Origin of the sequence: Kitasatospora sp. NPDC052896, from assembly GCF_044547075.1 — a bacterium.
Classification (GTDB): domain Bacteria; phylum Actinomycetota; class Actinomycetes; order Streptomycetales; family Streptomycetaceae; genus Kitasatospora.
In genome coordinates, this window is sequence record NZ_JBITZU010000001.1 from 1,234,767 (window position 1) to 1,249,496 (window position 14,730).

The 14,730-nt window shown below is 67.5% G+C and carries 14 protein-coding genes and 1 pseudogene; 3 read left to right on the forward strand and 12 right to left on the reverse strand.

Features of this window, described 5'->3' with window-relative positions:
• Positions 1 to 54 precede the first annotated feature (54 nt).
• The 11 genes from ACIGXM_RS05730 to ACIGXM_RS05780 form a co-directional block, all read right to left on the reverse strand.
• Positions 55 to 1,233, reverse strand: a complete 1,179-nt coding sequence (locus ACIGXM_RS05730; protein ID WP_396557120.1) for a restriction endonuclease subunit S — start codon at positions 1,231 to 1,233, stop codon at positions 55 to 57.
• Positions 1,226 to 2,797 (reverse strand): N-6 DNA methylase, encoded by a 1,572-nt coding sequence (locus tag ACIGXM_RS05735; protein WP_396557122.1) that lies wholly within the window; start codon positions 2,795 to 2,797, stop codon positions 1,226 to 1,228. Before ACIGXM_RS05735 ends, ACIGXM_RS05730 begins: the two co-directional genes overlap by 8 nt.
• A 411-nt stretch (positions 2,798 to 3,208) precedes the next feature.
• Entirely contained in the window at positions 3,209 to 3,889 is a 681-nt protein-coding gene (locus tag ACIGXM_RS05740) for a hypothetical protein (protein ID WP_396557124.1), read from the reverse strand.
• Positions 3,886 to 4,434 (reverse strand): hypothetical protein, encoded by a 549-nt coding sequence (locus tag ACIGXM_RS05745; RefSeq protein WP_396557126.1) that lies wholly within the window; start codon positions 4,432 to 4,434, stop codon positions 3,886 to 3,888. The genes ACIGXM_RS05740 and ACIGXM_RS05745 overlap by 4 nt, the downstream gene beginning before the upstream one ends.
• Positions 4,435 to 4,594: 160 nt before the next feature.
• Positions 4,595 to 4,870, reverse strand: coding sequence for a hypothetical protein (locus ACIGXM_RS05750; RefSeq protein ID WP_396557127.1), 276 nt, complete (start codon positions 4,868 to 4,870; stop codon positions 4,595 to 4,597).
• Between the two features lie 3 nt (positions 4,871 to 4,873).
• Positions 4,874 to 5,914, reverse strand: a complete 1,041-nt coding sequence (locus ACIGXM_RS05755; RefSeq protein WP_396557129.1) for a hypothetical protein — start codon at positions 5,912 to 5,914, stop codon at positions 4,874 to 4,876.
• Positions 5,908 to 6,774, reverse strand: a complete 867-nt coding sequence (locus ACIGXM_RS05760) for a glycosyltransferase (protein ID WP_396557131.1) — start codon at positions 6,772 to 6,774, stop codon at positions 5,908 to 5,910. Before ACIGXM_RS05760 ends, ACIGXM_RS05755 begins: the two co-directional genes overlap by 7 nt.
• A gap of 156 nt (positions 6,775 to 6,930) precedes the next feature.
• Positions 6,931 to 8,223: a serine--tRNA ligase gene (serS, locus tag ACIGXM_RS05765; protein WP_396557132.1), complete on the reverse strand. Its 1,293-nt coding sequence runs from the start codon at positions 8,221 to 8,223 to the stop codon at positions 6,931 to 6,933.
• Positions 8,216 to 8,926, reverse strand: coding sequence for a histidine phosphatase family protein (locus tag ACIGXM_RS05770; RefSeq protein ID WP_396557134.1), 711 nt, complete (start codon positions 8,924 to 8,926; stop codon positions 8,216 to 8,218). Before ACIGXM_RS05770 ends, serS begins: the two co-directional genes overlap by 8 nt.
• On the reverse strand, positions 8,923 to 9,882 hold the full coding sequence (locus ACIGXM_RS05775; RefSeq protein WP_396557136.1) for an aminoglycoside phosphotransferase family protein: 960 nt from the start codon (positions 9,880 to 9,882) through the stop codon (positions 8,923 to 8,925). The genes ACIGXM_RS05770 and ACIGXM_RS05775 overlap by 4 nt, the downstream gene beginning before the upstream one ends.
• A complete protein-coding gene (locus tag ACIGXM_RS05780; protein ID WP_396557138.1) occupies positions 9,882 to 11,132 on the reverse strand; it encodes a methionine adenosyltransferase in 1,251 nt (416 codons plus the stop codon). Before ACIGXM_RS05780 ends, ACIGXM_RS05775 begins: the two co-directional genes overlap by 1 nt.
• 247 nt (positions 11,133 to 11,379) lie before the next feature.
• Between ACIGXM_RS05780 and ACIGXM_RS05785 the strand changes: the two are divergent.
• The 3 genes and pseudogenes from ACIGXM_RS05785 to ACIGXM_RS05795 form a co-directional block, all read left to right on the forward strand.
• Positions 11,380 to 11,580, forward strand: a pseudogene (locus ACIGXM_RS05785) (helix-turn-helix domain-containing protein); the annotation flags it as partial.
• 159 nt (positions 11,581 to 11,739) lie between these two features.
• Complete coding sequence (locus ACIGXM_RS05790) at positions 11,740 to 12,750, forward strand: hypothetical protein (protein WP_396557400.1); 1,011 nt, start codon at positions 11,740 to 11,742, stop codon at positions 12,748 to 12,750.
• Entirely contained in the window at positions 12,747 to 13,631 is an 885-nt protein-coding gene (locus ACIGXM_RS05795) for a phosphotransferase enzyme family protein (protein WP_396557139.1), read from the forward strand. The genes ACIGXM_RS05790 and ACIGXM_RS05795 overlap by 4 nt, the downstream gene beginning before the upstream one ends.
• A 597-nt stretch (positions 13,632 to 14,228) precedes the next feature.
• Here ACIGXM_RS05795 and ACIGXM_RS05800 read toward each other — a convergent pair.
• Complete coding sequence (locus ACIGXM_RS05800) at positions 14,229 to 14,456, reverse strand: hypothetical protein (RefSeq protein WP_396557141.1); 228 nt, start codon at positions 14,454 to 14,456, stop codon at positions 14,229 to 14,231.
• Between the last annotated feature and the right edge of the window lie 274 nt (positions 14,457 to 14,730).

Genomic DNA, 14,730 nt, shown 5'->3' on the forward strand with positions numbered 1-14,730 from the left:
GCGCTCCCGAATGCCCTTCGCCACAGTTCAACCCCCCAGTTCGGCAGACTCAATCTAAATGGTGCGGTCCAGCAGCCCCGCCAGCAGGCCAGCGCGTACTCCGCTCAAGCGGCTGGCCTCGGCCCGGATCGCGGCGACCTGAGCGAAGAACGCGTCATGCACCTCGACTGCTCGCACCTGTTGTTCATCATCGAGCAATGGAACGCGAAGAGTTCGATACTTCTCGGCGGTCAGGTGCTTAATGGTCGTAACGGTGCACAGGTCTGCAATCGCGCCGCTTGCGTAGGAATGCTTGATGGCGACGTAGAGGAAGCGAGGGTTCACCCCAGTGGCACGTACACGGTGCACGGCCTTTTGATAGTAGATCCCATCAAGGTCCTCGGACAGGATGACGCTTCGGCCTGGATCGCCACCCTCGCACGAGAGGATGTCGCCGGCGCGCAGCGCAAACCGTCCACGGTCCTTCTCAGTGAACGTCATCGTCTTCAGATCGGTGAGGTTCAGACCCTGCCACTGCACGTCCGCGTTCCGGACATACGGGGCTTGCTCCGGTCCTGCAGCCCGTTCCTTTGAGAGCATCTTGCCTAGCTGAACTTCAGCAATATCTCCCAAGGGCGCATTGCGATCGGCAGTTGAGAACTCGGTTGCAATCAAACCGTCGAGAGTTTTTTCTAGCGCGTCTGCTTCAGCGCCGAGCGCGGTGATCTGGTCGTCGACTGCGCGAATGACCTCGACGATCCGCTCCTGTGCCGGCAGCGATGGAATGTCCATGACGATGTTGAGGAAGTCCGCGGGTTTCACTCGCTCACGCCTGCCACCCATCCCCTTGGAGGCGCCCTGAAGGGCATCCCACATGGATTGAGTCGTGGTGAGAATGCGAAAGAACTCGGGGTCCACGTCGGACGCGAAGGCGAACGTGGGGAATTCTTGTGACGCGTACGATTCCGGCAGGTCGTCGGGCGTGACGGTGATCGCACCCTCGAACGCCTTGAGTCGACTGTAGACAAGCACGCCCGAGCCAATCCGGTTGAGCTTCTTGTAGGAGGTTGAGCTCCCCGCTACGGGATCGCGGTAGAGGAGCCCTCGCCCCCTGTTCAGCACCCCGACGGTTGGGTACATCTGTTGCGGGTCCACGTCCACAGATTCAACCTTCGGCACGAGAAACCGTGCCAAAGGCGCCCGGATCCAGCCCTCCTGCACTTCGGCGGCCTGGTCATTGCTCGAGTCACTCATCGAATCCCTCGATCCCGGCGTCGGCGAGTACGGCGAGCATGCGAGCCTCGCTCTTCTGCCGTTCGGCACGCGCGACGTTGTAGGCGTCGATAAGGGTGCCAAGGTCTTCGCTCTCAGTGACGACCTGCTTGACGTACCTGTCAATCTTCAGGTCGTATCCATGAGCCACGATCTCCGTGGTGGGCACGAACCGTGCTGGCAGAGCAGCTTCTACGCTGAGGTCCACCGGGTTGCCGTCGGCGTCGAAGTCCGCCTGGTAGGCGCGCACCATGTCGGCGATGTCGACCTTGGTGAGGACATTGCGGTTCTTGGCCTTGGTGAACCGCTTGGAGGCATCGATGAACAGCACCCCGCCCTTGCGCTCCGGGGGCTTGGTACCGGATGCTCGAAACACCAGGATCGTCGTGGGGATGGCCGTCGAGTAGAAGAGATTCGCCGGCAGCCCGATCACGGCTTCCAGGAGGTCGTCATCCAGGACTCGCTGGCGGATAGCTGCTTCCTGGCCGCCGCGGAAGAGAACGCCGTGAGGAAGGACGACGCCGGCGCGGCCCTTCATCGGGTCCATGCTGGCGATCATGTGCTGCACGAACGCCCAGTCCGCCGATGACAGGGGCGCGACTCCACCGATGGCACGCGGGTCCTTGGTCCAGGGCTTCCATTTCAAGCTGTAAGGCGGGTTGGCGAGGATCACGTCGAACTGCGCGACGGATCCGTCCGACTTCTTGAAGCGCGGGTCCTTCAGGGTGTCGCCAACCTCGACCTTGAAGTCGGTGAGGTTGTGCATGAAGAGGTTCATGCGTGCCACACCCGCGGTGTCCGCTACGGCCTCCTGCCCGTGCAGCTTGAGCGTGTAGCCACGCTTATTGTGTGCCTTCAGGAGGTTCGCGGAGGCGATGAGCATGCCGCCCGACCCACACGTCGGGTCGTACACCGAGTCGCGGTTTTGGGGGTCCAGGACCTCGACGAGCAGCTCGACGACCTCGCGCGGGGTGAAGAACTGGCCGGCGCGGGTGCCAGACCCGTCGGAGAAGCGCTTCAGCAGGTACTCGTACGCCCCACCGAGCACGTCGTAGGACATGTTGCCCTCGTGCATCTTCGGGACTCGGTCCATCGCCTGCATGACCGCTGCCAGGACCTCCCCCGACAGCACCTCTTCGGACGTCCAGGTCATGGTCCCGAAGATGCGGGAGAACTTGTCAGGGTTGGCCGTCTCGATGGCCTGCAGGGAGGCGCGGACCCGCTGGCCGAGGCCGGGCCGGGTGACGGTGGCGAGGATGGACGCCCAAGAGGAACGACGCTCTTGGACGGTGCCGGGGTGGATGAACGGGATCTCGAACGACTGGTAGTCGCGGTACTCGATCTCGCGGGCTTCCTCAGCGGAGTAGTCCAGGCCCTGGTTCTCGGCCTGGAACTCCTGGCGGCGGTGCTCCCAGGTGTCCGACAGGTACTTCCAGAACATCAGCGGGAAGACGACCGAGGAGTACTGCGATTCAGGCATCGCCACACGCAGCTCGTCGGCGGCGTCCCACAGCCGGTTCTCGATCTCCTGTTGGGTCACTGCCATCAGTCGGGGGTGTCCTTGCTCGTCAAAGGGTGGGTGACCCGAAGGCCGTGGTGTTCCTGCTGGTCACCCCAAGTTTGGGGCGCGCTCGGCATGTATAGGCCGGGCGTGTCCTGCTGGGTGAAGCCACGCTGGGCGTCGTAATCCCTGTGCGGGCGACTCGCCAACGATATCCCTCCCCCGGGACAACCCCCGCTTGTTGATCTTCTTTCCCGCTCCAGCATCGCCGCCTGAGCCACGCCATCGAACTCCTTGGCCAGGCACGCGCCATGGTGGGCGCCTCGCCAGGGTTCCCGCCCAACCGCAGCTCTACGCCCCGCCCGAAACCCGACATCATGTTCGCCCGGCACTCTGAGCTGGGGATGCCGGGTCCACCACGAGATCACGGAGCCAGGCTGGAGTCCCAGGGCTTGATCAGATCACCGTTGAAGGAGAGTGCCGACTGAGGTAATCCTTGAAGACTTCGCGGATCTTCCCTTGGAGGTAGCCGGCTTGGGCCGAGTTCGGCACTACGTCTCGCTCCGACCCGCGCTTGCGCGCGTGCAGGTAGCGCACAATGCTTGACGTGCTCGTGTTGGAGACGAAGAGTTCGCTGTGGGTACGAATATCGGCGCGCAGCCCCTCGAAATTCCGAGCGAGGCCGATGTTCATGGGGGCCACATAGTACTTGCACTCGATGATAAGCAGGCATTGGCTGCCCCGAGGAGCGATCCGTTCAGCGCGGCTCAGGGCCGCCTCCTCTACGGGCAGCAGGAGAACGTCGCACTCGTGCAGGACACCGGAGGTGCCCTGCACCTGGACCCCGAGATGCAGTTCGAGTGCAGGCGCCCCCTGGAACTCGATTCGCGCATGCGTGAAGGGCTGGCTGCTGCCGTATAGCTGGCCGGGGCTCGTGCGGAAGACGAGCTTGGTGGCATTTGCCCCGTAGACATCCTCGTAGGTGACGGTGGCGCCGTGCCGGCTTGCGGTCGCCGCGATCAGCGAGAATACGTATCCCTCATAGACGTCCGAGGGAGCCGAGGCGGAGTGGTACGGCACCTGCTGCGTCGCGAGAAGGTTCTGAATCTCGTGGATCAGCTGATTGACGGGACTCAACTCTGGACCTCGCTCATGGCGTCGTTGAAGAGGACTGTCAGGCGCTCTCGTTCCTCGTCCTCGACCCGGCCGTACCGCAGATCCGCGCGCTGATCGCGCGAGCGGAAGGCGTCCTCCTCCGGTTCGAACGAGACGCCTTCGGCGGCGGCGCGCTGGCCGGCTTCGTCGGCCGGTGCTGCCATGAGCGACTTGAGGGTCTCCTCCTCGATCAGGGGCACTTCCACCAGAACCCGCCGAAGAGCCTGCAGGAGCAACTCCACTCGCTCAAGGACCGTCATGGCCCTGGTCGTGATGACCAGTGAGCCCCGCTTCCGCGATGCCTCGTACTCCTCGGCGCTGACGAGGGAACGCTCGAGAGCCTCGTAGAGTGATCCTTCGGCGGCCCGGCGCTGCTGGCCGCTTCGGTTCCGGCGGCGAAGCACCTTCTCCTCAGCCACACCCTCCGCGATGGCGGCATCCACCTCATTGAGCACCCACTCGAGGGCACTGCCCGACAGCACCTCGCGGAGCGCCTGCTCCGTCTGGCGTAGCTCGAACTCGTTCATCCAGTCTTCTCCACCGCAGTCTGAGCCGCTCGTCGCTCCTCTACCGTAGGGGGCAGGGCTGACAGATGGGCGTGCGAGTCGGCTGTGGTTGGCCCTTCAGCGCAGCGGAGGGGGTCGCACCCGTCGCGCAGCCGTGCGGTGCGCGGCAGACCTGGCCCCGTCACGACCGCGCGACAGGCCACCGCCGCCTGGTCGCGTCGGCCCATGCGGTGGCGAGCTGAGCGCGCAGGTGGGCCTGGCGGGCGTGGTGGTGCTGCCGTTCCAGGCGCCAGGCGCATAGGTGGCAGGCCGCGAGGGTGACGGTTTCCCGTTCAACGGTGAGTGTTCCGATCTCGGCGACCTGGGTGACCTCTTCGCACTTGAAGCAGAATCCGGTCGTCCAGGTGAAGCGGAGGTGGAACTCGACGGGTGGGTTGCGGTCGCGTCTGGCCCTCACGCCTTAGCTCCACCCTGCCCGAGGAGTTGGAATAGGCACGTCCGCTCTCAGGCCACGTCGGTGGATCTCACGCTCGATGACGGACGCGACCTCAGGCCAGGGCACGGCCATCGGCGAGGTGAGGCTCCAGTAGCCGTGGCTCGCGCGCACCAGGGCGCTGACTCCCAGCGGCGCGGCGTCGGCAGGAACGTTGGCAAGGACTCGGCGGACTATGCCGCCGGCGCCTCTCGCTGCTGGGCTTATGCCGCCGCCGACGAGGAGGGTGGCGGTCCGGATGGCGTCGAGCGCGTCGGGTGTCGCGCCCGTCGTGGCGAAGCGGTCGAGGACTAGGTCCCACCAGGGTTGGCGGGTGCGTGCCCAGGCGAGGCGTTCGAGTCCGGAGCCCAGGTCCACTGCCATGCTGGTGGGGTCTTCGGCGTTCCAGAGCAGGACGATGTCGCTGATCGGCAGGTCCAGGTGGCGGAAGTGCACGGTGAATCCGCAGACCTCTCGCCGTCTCCAGACTGCGTTGTGCCCGTGGATGGTGATGTGCCTGGCGTGGAGTCCGATATCGGAGAGCACCGTGAGCCAGTGGTCGAGGATTCCGGTGAACTCGGCCTTCTGGGCGATGGGTTCGATGCGCGAGACGTTGACGAACGAGGTGAGGAATCCGTCTCTTAGGGCGCCGGTGGGGTGCCGCTCGCCGGTCATCCTGACGACTGGCTGAGGAAGGTAGCCTCGGCGGAGGACGTACGGTTCGCCGTCCTTGAGGAGGGGGTCGAGCGCCTGGACGGCGGAGATCGTCAGTTCGGTGTCTCGGCCCCATTTCGTCGGCAGTGGTCTGGCTCGCGGCACGCCTGCCGCGCGGAAGCTGTGCTCCAGTCGGTCCAGCAGGCTGGCCCACGAGTGGGGTCGGGTCGTCGGCCGGTACGGCGTTCCTCGGTCGCGGTGGCGGATTTCGAAGCGTCCGTCGGGGCTTTGGGCTATCTCCCACTTTGGGCCGAGCCCAAGGCGGTCGCTGTCCAGGAGGCCTACCTTCCTCGACGGTATATCGGTTGTCAGCATGGCTGGGTCGCCAGAGTGCGGAAGTGGCGTGCCGGGTCGAAGCGCTGGAGCCCGATCTCCTGCACGGTGGGCGCGTCCAGCGTCAGGGCCTGTTCGATTGCAACGGCAAGGGCGCGGGCGGCTGCCTCGTCGTCGCTGTCCGGGTCGGCGTACGCGGCGGCTCCGGTGGTGTCGCAGATCGCCGCCTCTGCGCAGGTTCCTTCGCGCCAGCAGAGCGCGGCGACCGGGGTGCCGGCCCGCAGTGATTCGCCGAATACCGCGGCGCCGGCCTCTATGTAGGTTCGGGAGCACGTGTAGACGAATGCGGCGGCATTGGAGAAAGTGGCGGTCTTGGCGGCGCCGCCCAGTTCGCCGACCCAGGTGACGTGGTTGGCAGAGAGAAGGGGCTGGTGCCTGCGCAGGTAGTCGGTGTCGAACACGGGGCCGACGATGCTGATCCGTCGTCCGAGCAGCTGGGCGGCTCGGACTGCGAGGTGGGGTGCCTTCTCCTCGTCGATGCGGCCGAGCCAGACCAGGTCGCAGCCGGGAACGGCCGGCGGCTCGGCTTCGCCGATGCCAAGGTGGACGGCGTGTTCCAGGACCGGCTTGTGCGTCGCGTAGCGCGCGGCCATCTCCGGTGAGTAGCAGTAGAGCCTGGAGCGTCGGCCGTCGAACGCGTCCACCGTGTGCTGGAACACGGGTGAGTGCTGGAAGGTCGCGACATCGCAGTCGAGCTCGTCCCAGACCTTCCGCCACTGGGGATGTGACGGGTATTCATGTCCGACGACGAGCAGGTCGTATTCGGTCGCGCGCAGCTCGCGGGTCGTCCGGGTACCCGGCTGGAGGTCCTCAAGCCGGACCGGGCGCAGAGCCCAGTCCACTCCGAGGTCGGTCCTCCAGCCGGGGCCGAGGAGGTGTACGTCGGCGCCTGCGGCTCGGGCGCCTTCCGCCACTGCCCAGAGCCAGCGTTCGATCCCGCCGTAGCCGACGGGCGGGAAGGTGTAGCTGCTGGGGAAGTCGCAGATGCCGACTAACACTTATGCCTCCGTTGTTCCGTCCGCCGAGATCCGGCGGAATCCGAGGTAGGGCACCAGGGCCTCGGGCAGAACGATGGAGCCGTCCTGCTGCTGGCACTGTTCGAGAAGGGCGGCCAGGGTGCGGCCGATGGGCAGTCCGGAGCCGTTGAGGGTGGCGACCGGCTTGGTCTTGCCGTGTTCGTCCCGGGTGCGGATGCCTGCGCGGCGGGCCTGGAAGGAGCCGCAGTCTGAGACGGAGGAGATCTCGCGGTAGGTCTGCTGGCTGGGCAGCCAGACCTCGATGTCGTAGGTGATCTGGGCGGAGAAGCCGAGGTCGCCGGCGGCGAGCTGGACGACCCGGTAGACCAGTCCCAGCTCCTTGAGGCAGGCTTCGGCGTGGCTGAGCATCTTCTCCAGCTGGGCCTGGGAGTCCTCGGGGTCGCAGATGCGGACCATCTCGACCTTGGAGAACTGGTGCTGGCGCAGGATGCCGCGGGTGTCACGGCCGTAGGAGCCGGCCTCCGAGCGGAAGCACGGGGTGTGCGCGGTGAGGGCCAGGGGGAGTTCGGCGGGAGGGATGATCTCGTCCGCGTAGAGGTTGGTGAGCGGGACCTCGGCGGTCGGGATCAGGAAGAGCTCGCGTTCCCCCATGCCGGTGGCGAAGAGGTCCTCCTCGAACTTCGGGAGCTGGCCAGTGCCGGTCATGGTCTGCCGGGTGACGAGGTACGGGACGGCGTGCTCGACATAGCCGTGCCGCTTGGTGTGCAGGTCCAGGAAGAGCGTCGCCAGGGCGCGCTCGATGGCGGCGCCGGGACCGCGCGAGACGCTGAACCGGGAGCCGGAGAGCTTGCTGGCACGGGCGAAGTCGAGGATGCCGAGGGCCTCGCCGAGGTCCACATGGTCCTTCGGCTCGAAGGAGAAGGACGGCGGCGCGCCGACGCGACGGATCTCGACGGCGTGCTCGTCCGAGTCGCCCTCGGGGGTGCTGTCGAGCGGCAGGTTGGGGATGGTCAGCAGGAAGTCGCGCAACTCCTGCTGCACCTGCTCCTGCTCCGCCTCGGCCGACCGGATCTCTTCCTTGAGCTCGCGGGCCCGGTCCTTCAGCGTCTCGGTGTCGCCGCCCTGGCGGGCCGCCTGCTGGACCTGCTGGGCGACCCGCTTCGACTCGGCCCGCAGCTCGTCCACGCGAGTGATGAGCTGGGATCGGCGGGACTGAAGAGACTCCAACGCAGAGAGATCCAGGGTGTAGCCGCGGCGGGCGAGGCGGCGGACCGCCTCGGAGCCCATCTCGATGAGGGCGCGGGGATCATGCATGGGAGTTCTTCTCCTCCAGCTGGACAGATGGTCCATCGAAGGTAGCAAGCGTGCGCTGGTCTTCTGGCCGCGATGACCATCCGCCCGCTGCGGCGGTGTCCTTTTCCTCCGCCTCCAGGACTTCGAGCAGGGCCGTGGTCAGGTCTTCGAGTTCGCCGTCCTCGATCCTGACCAGGTACAGGCAGGGCACCTCGTCGAAGAAGATCGGCATGGCCCGCCCGGGGGCGTCGTGCGAGGTCCGTCTTTGCCACCGCAGCACGGAGGCCAGCAGGCCGTGCGCGACGACAGTCCGAGGCGAGGGCAGTTGGAGTGCGCTCCGGAGGCCGGCAAGCATTCTGCGGATGGCTTCGCGCTGTGACTCGGCGGCCCCGGGCGGGTTTTCCCATGGTCCGGCGGCCACGAGCCAGCGCGCGTACTCCGTGAAGAGGCCGCCTTCGAAGTGCCCGTAGTCGACTTCATTGAAGGCGGGCTCGACCCTGACGGGCTGATCGGCATCGCCCATCAGCAGCCGGGCCGTCTCACCCGTCCGGGCGAACGCCGAGGTGAGCCAGATCTTCGGTTGAACTGCAGCGAGCACGCCGCTACCGGTCCGGCAGGCGGCGCGTCCCGCCGAATCCAGTGGAAGATCGACAGTCGGGTCGCCGTTGACCCGGTGAGCCGCGCTGTAGTGGGTGCTGGAATGGCGCAGGAGGTAGGTGGTCACGTCTGGCCGCCCTTCTCCGGTACCGCAGTGAGATCGAGGTCGCCGGCCAGCCCTGCGATCACCCGCTCCATCACCAAGGCGCGGTGGTCCCCCAGTTCGCGGTAGTAGAGGAGTCCGTCCACGCAAAGTGCGAGGCTCCAGTGGCGTAGCCGCCGCGGATCGTGGCCAGCGGTGGTGACGGCGATCTCGAAGCGGTCCCGTGTGTCCGTGCCCAGGTTGTAGTAGACGGTCCAGAACGCCCAGTCGAAGACCTCGTCGCCTACCATCGGCAGGGGGTCCGCAAGGACCGGCTTCCGGTGGTCGTCGAAGAGGACGTTCTCGCGGTAGACGTCCGCGTGAAGGACCGATGCCCGTGCCGCGTCCGGGCGCAGGCCGGTGACCAAGCGCTCGCCGAGCCTCGCCCAGTCGACCTCCAGCTGGGGGCGTTGCGCCGCCAGGCGACGGTGCACTCGCGGTACCAACTCGCATTCGAGGAAGTCGTGGAGGCTGGGAAGTGCTGCCGCTGCGGTGTTCGCGGCCCGGCCGAGGCGATGTAGTTGCCACAGAGCGGCGGCCACTGTCTCGTACTCGTGCATCTCCGGTCCGACGGAACCGCCGGGTACGGCTGCCACCATCTCCAGGGCGGCGACGCCGAGGTCGTCCGCGTGCTCGAGCACCCTGACGGCCGGCCCAGCCGCCCAGATCCCCAGTGCGATCATCTCGTTGCGGTAGCGGCTGTGGTCGGGCCATGCCTTCAACAGGACCTCGCGCCCGCTGGTTCGCTCGCGCGCCACCATCACCAGGGAGGCGTGGCCGGCGTCGTGGTAGCTGTCGAGGGTCAACTGCCAGCGGCGTGCGGCTTCGTTGAAGACCTCAGGGGCTCGGGCCAGCCACCCGTGCACCCCCGGACCGTAGTGCTCCCGGAGCCGCTGCCAAGCGCTGCGCGGGGGCAGGAGCGTGGGCGAGTCGGTGTGCATCAGCTGAGGCGGACGCCGTGGTGGACCAGCTCGGCGGTGAGCTCCGGGAAGCCCCCGAGGGCCAGGGTGACCTGGGCCTGTACCTTCTCGATCTCCGGGTCCTCGGCCGCGAGCCGGACCAGGACCTTCCAGGGTTGGTCGAGCCGCTGGCCGGTCGCGCTGACCAGGTGCACCTCGGCGTAGCTGCCGGTCTCGTCGTACAGGCGCTGGGCGAGCCGGGTGGCCGCGAGGTTGTAGAGCTTCCCGACGTGGTACACGGGGTTCTTTCCGCTGGCCCCTTCCAGGTTCATCGGGCGAAGCGGGGTGATCAGGCCGTTGACCCGGTTGCCGCGGCCGACGACGCCCTCGTCGCCCGACTCGATGGAGCTGCCGGTGTAGGTCAGGTAGAGCTCGTCCTTCTCGGGGACGTCATGGGCGTTGAGGAGGAAGGTGATCTCGACGCCGGGGAGGTGCTGCTCGGTGAACCGGGCGCACTCGGCCAGGACCTCCTCCTTGTTGGCGAGGTACGCGGCCCGGTCGGGCACGTGCTCGGACTTCTGCGGGACGCACAGGATGGCCTCGGCCTTGGCGCCGTCGAAGTGCCCCATCAGCTTCACGTCGGAGCCGCACCAGGGGTTCGCCCGGGTGAACTCGCTGAGCCCTGACAGGTGGTTGACGAGTGCGTGGGCGAACTGCTCGAACGGGGCCATCGGAGCCCAGCCGGTGCCGAGCGAGGTGTCGTTGGCGAGCAGGGTGTGACGCTCGCGCAGGTCGTCCACCGAGCGGGGGGCGAACCAGCGCGAGCGGTCGGTGCCACTCTCGTTAGTGACCACCGCGCCGGGGCTGGGGTTGCTGGTGATGTTGAAGACCAGGTCGAGGTGGCCGGCGAGCTCGGGCAGCCGGTCGTGGAAGAAGGCCATGACGGCCTGCTCGACCAACTCCCACACCGGGATGTCCTCGCCGCCGCAGGCGTACGCGGCCCGGCCATTGACCAGTACCTTCACCGGAGCCGTCATCCGGCCGGCGCCGTAGCGGACCTCGCAGGAGCCGCCGAGCAGGGCGAGCTTGTCGAAGTTGTGGTGGAGCACGGCCCCGAAGCGGTCGAGCGTGTAACGGCTGTAGGCCCTGGAGAGCTCCTCGGCCAGGTGGTCGGCGAGGGTGTCGGGGTGACCGAGTCCCTTCCGCTCCAGCAGGACGAGGTCAGTGGGCTGCGGGCGTCCCGTTTCGATGGTGATGCTGGTGTTCTGCACGATCGTGCTGACACGTTGCACGGCGATCTCCTCTTCCAGGCGGGTGTCGTCGAACCGACTGCGCGCCCGGACCATGGGCACATGCGGTTCGTCGTTGCGAATGCGCCGATCCCCCTCCACACCGCACCGGTAGCGGTGTGTAATGGGCGGTGAGCGCTTGGAGACATCCAGCCCTGCCGGGAACCGCCCGACCAGTCCCGGCAATCGGACAGCGGCTGCTGTCCACTAGAGACGCCTGGGGGATCAGTTGCCGCGACCACCGAAGCCCTTGGACCCCACCCAGTCCGCGGCGCACTGGTTCGGCGCGGAACTCCGGCACTGGCGGGAGCTCAGGAAGCTGAGCCAGGACGAACTCGGGCGCCTGGTCCACCTCAGTGGTGACCTGATCAGCAAGTTCGAGCGGGCGGAGCGGGTGTGCAAGCTCCAGCACGCGAAGGCTTTAGACGCCGCGTTGGACACGGGGGGCGTTCTCGCGCGGAGCCTGGCACTGGCTCAAGCCGAAATGGACAACCGCTCCCGGGAAATGGACAAACGGCACGGCGGGCCCACTGAGTCTCCCCGACAGACCCGTCTCGGAGGCAGGCTGGAGGGATCCCAACCCACCTCCGAGTGGAGCGAGTCCGATCCCATGGAACGACGGAACTTTCTCGCCGCAACGAGCACGGCCATCGCCGCCGGTCCGCTGCTCCAGTTGCTGGCCGCCACCCCTGCACCCGCCGCACCCGCCGTGGTCCGACCCGCCGATGTCGAACAGATCCACAGTGCGGCGACCACTCTGCGCAGCTGGGACAACCTCTACGGCGGCGCGGGTGTCGTCCGCGACACCGCACTCGCCCAACTCCGTTGGGCCGCCGCCCTCCTGAACAGCCGCTGCCCAGCACCGCTGCGCGGTGACCTGTTCAGCGCCGTGAGCCGCCTCGCTACCGTGGTCGGGGCCTCGGCCTTCGACGCCTTCGCCCACGAGGACGCGCAGCGCCTGTTCGCCTTCGCGACGGCGTGCTCCGAGGAAGTGGACAACTGGCCGCTGCGCGCCATCTCCTACAACCTGCGCTCCCGCCAGGCCATCTGGCGCGGCGATCCCGACACCGGTCTCACCCTCGCGGAGCTCGGCCTGGCCCGCGCCGACCGGCTCTCCCCTGCCGAGCGCTCCATGCTCCACAACGCGCGCGCCCGGGCCCTGGCCAAGATGGGCCGGACCCAACCGACGTTGGCCGCCATCGGCGCCTCCGACGACTCGTTCGCGTCGATTGTCCCGGCGGCCGAGGGACCGTGGATGGCGTACTACGACAGCGCGCAGCACCACGGGGACACCGGTCACGCCCTGTTCGACCTCGCCCTCGCCGGCCATCCGCCCCAGGAGGCGCTCCGGCGGCTGCAGACCGCAGTCGACAGCCACGGCGACGGCTTCGCCAGGTCCCGCGCGTTCTCACGCACCAAGCTGGCCACGCTGCAGATGGCAGCCAGTGACCCGGAGCAGGCCCTGGCTGAGGGACTCAGCGCGCTCGCCGAAGTGAGCGACCTCCGCTCGCTGCGTGCCAACCACGAACTGGCCGAACTGGGCCGGGTCGCCCACCGCCACCGCAGTCTCGCCGACGTCCGCGACCTGCGGGAGCAGATCGCCGCTGCGGTGGCCTTGTGAGCAGCATCGAGGACTCCCACTCCCTGCTGCTCGAGGCGTGCGCGGCCGTGGGCCTGTCCGCGGCTGGCGCCGAGCCGATCCAGATCGGTGAGAACGCGCTGTGGCGGCTGCCGCGCGGGGTCGTGGCCCGTATCAGCCGCCCCGGGCAGTTGGCTGCTGCCGGACGTGAGCTGGCGGTCACCCGATGGCTGCGCGACTGCGGGGTGCCGGCGGTGCGCCCGCTCGCTCACCTACGGAAGCCTGTGGACGTCGACGGCAGCCCGGTGACCTTCTGGCACGAGCTGCCTCCGCACCGGCCGGGGACCGCCGCCGACATCGCGCCGCTCCTCCGCCGTGTCCACGAACTCCCAATTCCGGAGCTGGCGCTGGGCATCCTCGACCCGTTTGTCCGGCTCGCCGCTCGGATCGACGGTGCGGCCACCCTCGAGGACGCGCAACGCCAGTGGCTGCGCGACCGTCTGATCGAGCTGGAGAAGGCATGGCTCGGTCTCCCGCCGGGCCTGCCGAGGAGCGTCATCCACGGCGATGCCTGGCGCGGAAACGTGGCCGTCACGCCAACTGCCTCGTACCTGCTGGACTTCGAACGAACGTCGCTCGGGCCCCCAGAGTGGGACCTCACCGCCACTGCGGTTGGCTACGGCACCTTCGGCACCGTTTCGGAACGGGAGTACGCGGCGTACTGCGAGGCGTACGGAACCGACGTGATGACGTGGGCCGGCTACCCGGTACTGCGGGACATCCGCGAGCTCCGGGTCACTTGCTTCGCGCTCCAGCACGCCGCGGCCGATCCGGCTCGGCACCGTGCCGAGGCCCACTACCGGCTCGCGTGCCTACGGGGAGAGAACGGGCGCCGACCTTGGGGGTGGACGGCAGTCGGCTGACGCCAGCTTGGTGAGATCCAGCACTTCACCCGCCGCACGGGATCCCAGTCCCGGCCTTCGCTGCGCGCCAGTCCCATAATCGGAACGAGGACGCATCGGTTGCGACGAGCGCAATCCGGCTCGTCAATTCCAAGTCGTTCCGGCCATCATCCCGTCGAAGGCGAGGGCTCTCATGGTGGTCTCGAAGTCGGCCCATTCACGCTCGGGTTCGACGTAGTGCAGGTCGAATTCGGCACGAGTGAGGTCGGCCTCGCGCTATTCGTGGGCACAGTGGCAGCGGACGAAGATCTGGTCGCGGACGGCGAGGAGGAGCCAGTCGCGGTGGGCGCCGCAGTTGGTGCAGGTGATGGTGATGCCGTGGGGGTTGAGCTCTGCGGGGTGGGGGACTGCGAGGATGGCGGTGCGGGCGGGTTCGGGGCGGGGTTATAGAACTTGTGGTCGTAGTCGGTCATGCGATCCTTTCGCAGAGCGGTTCGGTAGCAAGGACCATACGCTGCAAGGCCGTTGAATGGATCGTGACTGGCAGGAACGACATCGAAGCGACATACGCCCTGTGGCTGCCGCCCACCGTGGGGGTGGCAGCCACAGGGCTGCCTGCTACTGGCGGTCTGCGGCCAGCTGATCGGCCACGGCCTGGTAGGCGAGGGCGGTGAGGCGGGGGGTGTCGGGCAGCCGGTTGTTGACCAGGGTCTTGACGGCGTCCTCCCAGGCCAGGGAGGGGCGGTGGGCGTGGAGCTGGGCGAGGTCGACCTGGCTGATGCTGGTGATGATGTCCGTGTCGAGGTCGGCGTACACCGCTCGGACCAGCTGGTCCATGGCGATCACGGCGGCTACCGCCTCGCCGACGGCCCTGACGACGCGGTGGTGCAGTTGCTGCTGGGCGGTGGAGCGCAGCTCGCTGTCGAGGGGTATTGGAAAAGCGATGAGGCTATCTGTGCCGTTGAGCGCGGGGTCCTCCAGCCAAGTGAGACCTTGTCACGAGTGTTGGCGCAGCCGTAGACCGCAGAGATGGACTCCCAGCTCAACGGCCAGGTCCTGTTCGGCCAACACCAGGGAACCGACCTGGGCGCGAGAGGAGTTCAGCCAGGCACATCGCCAG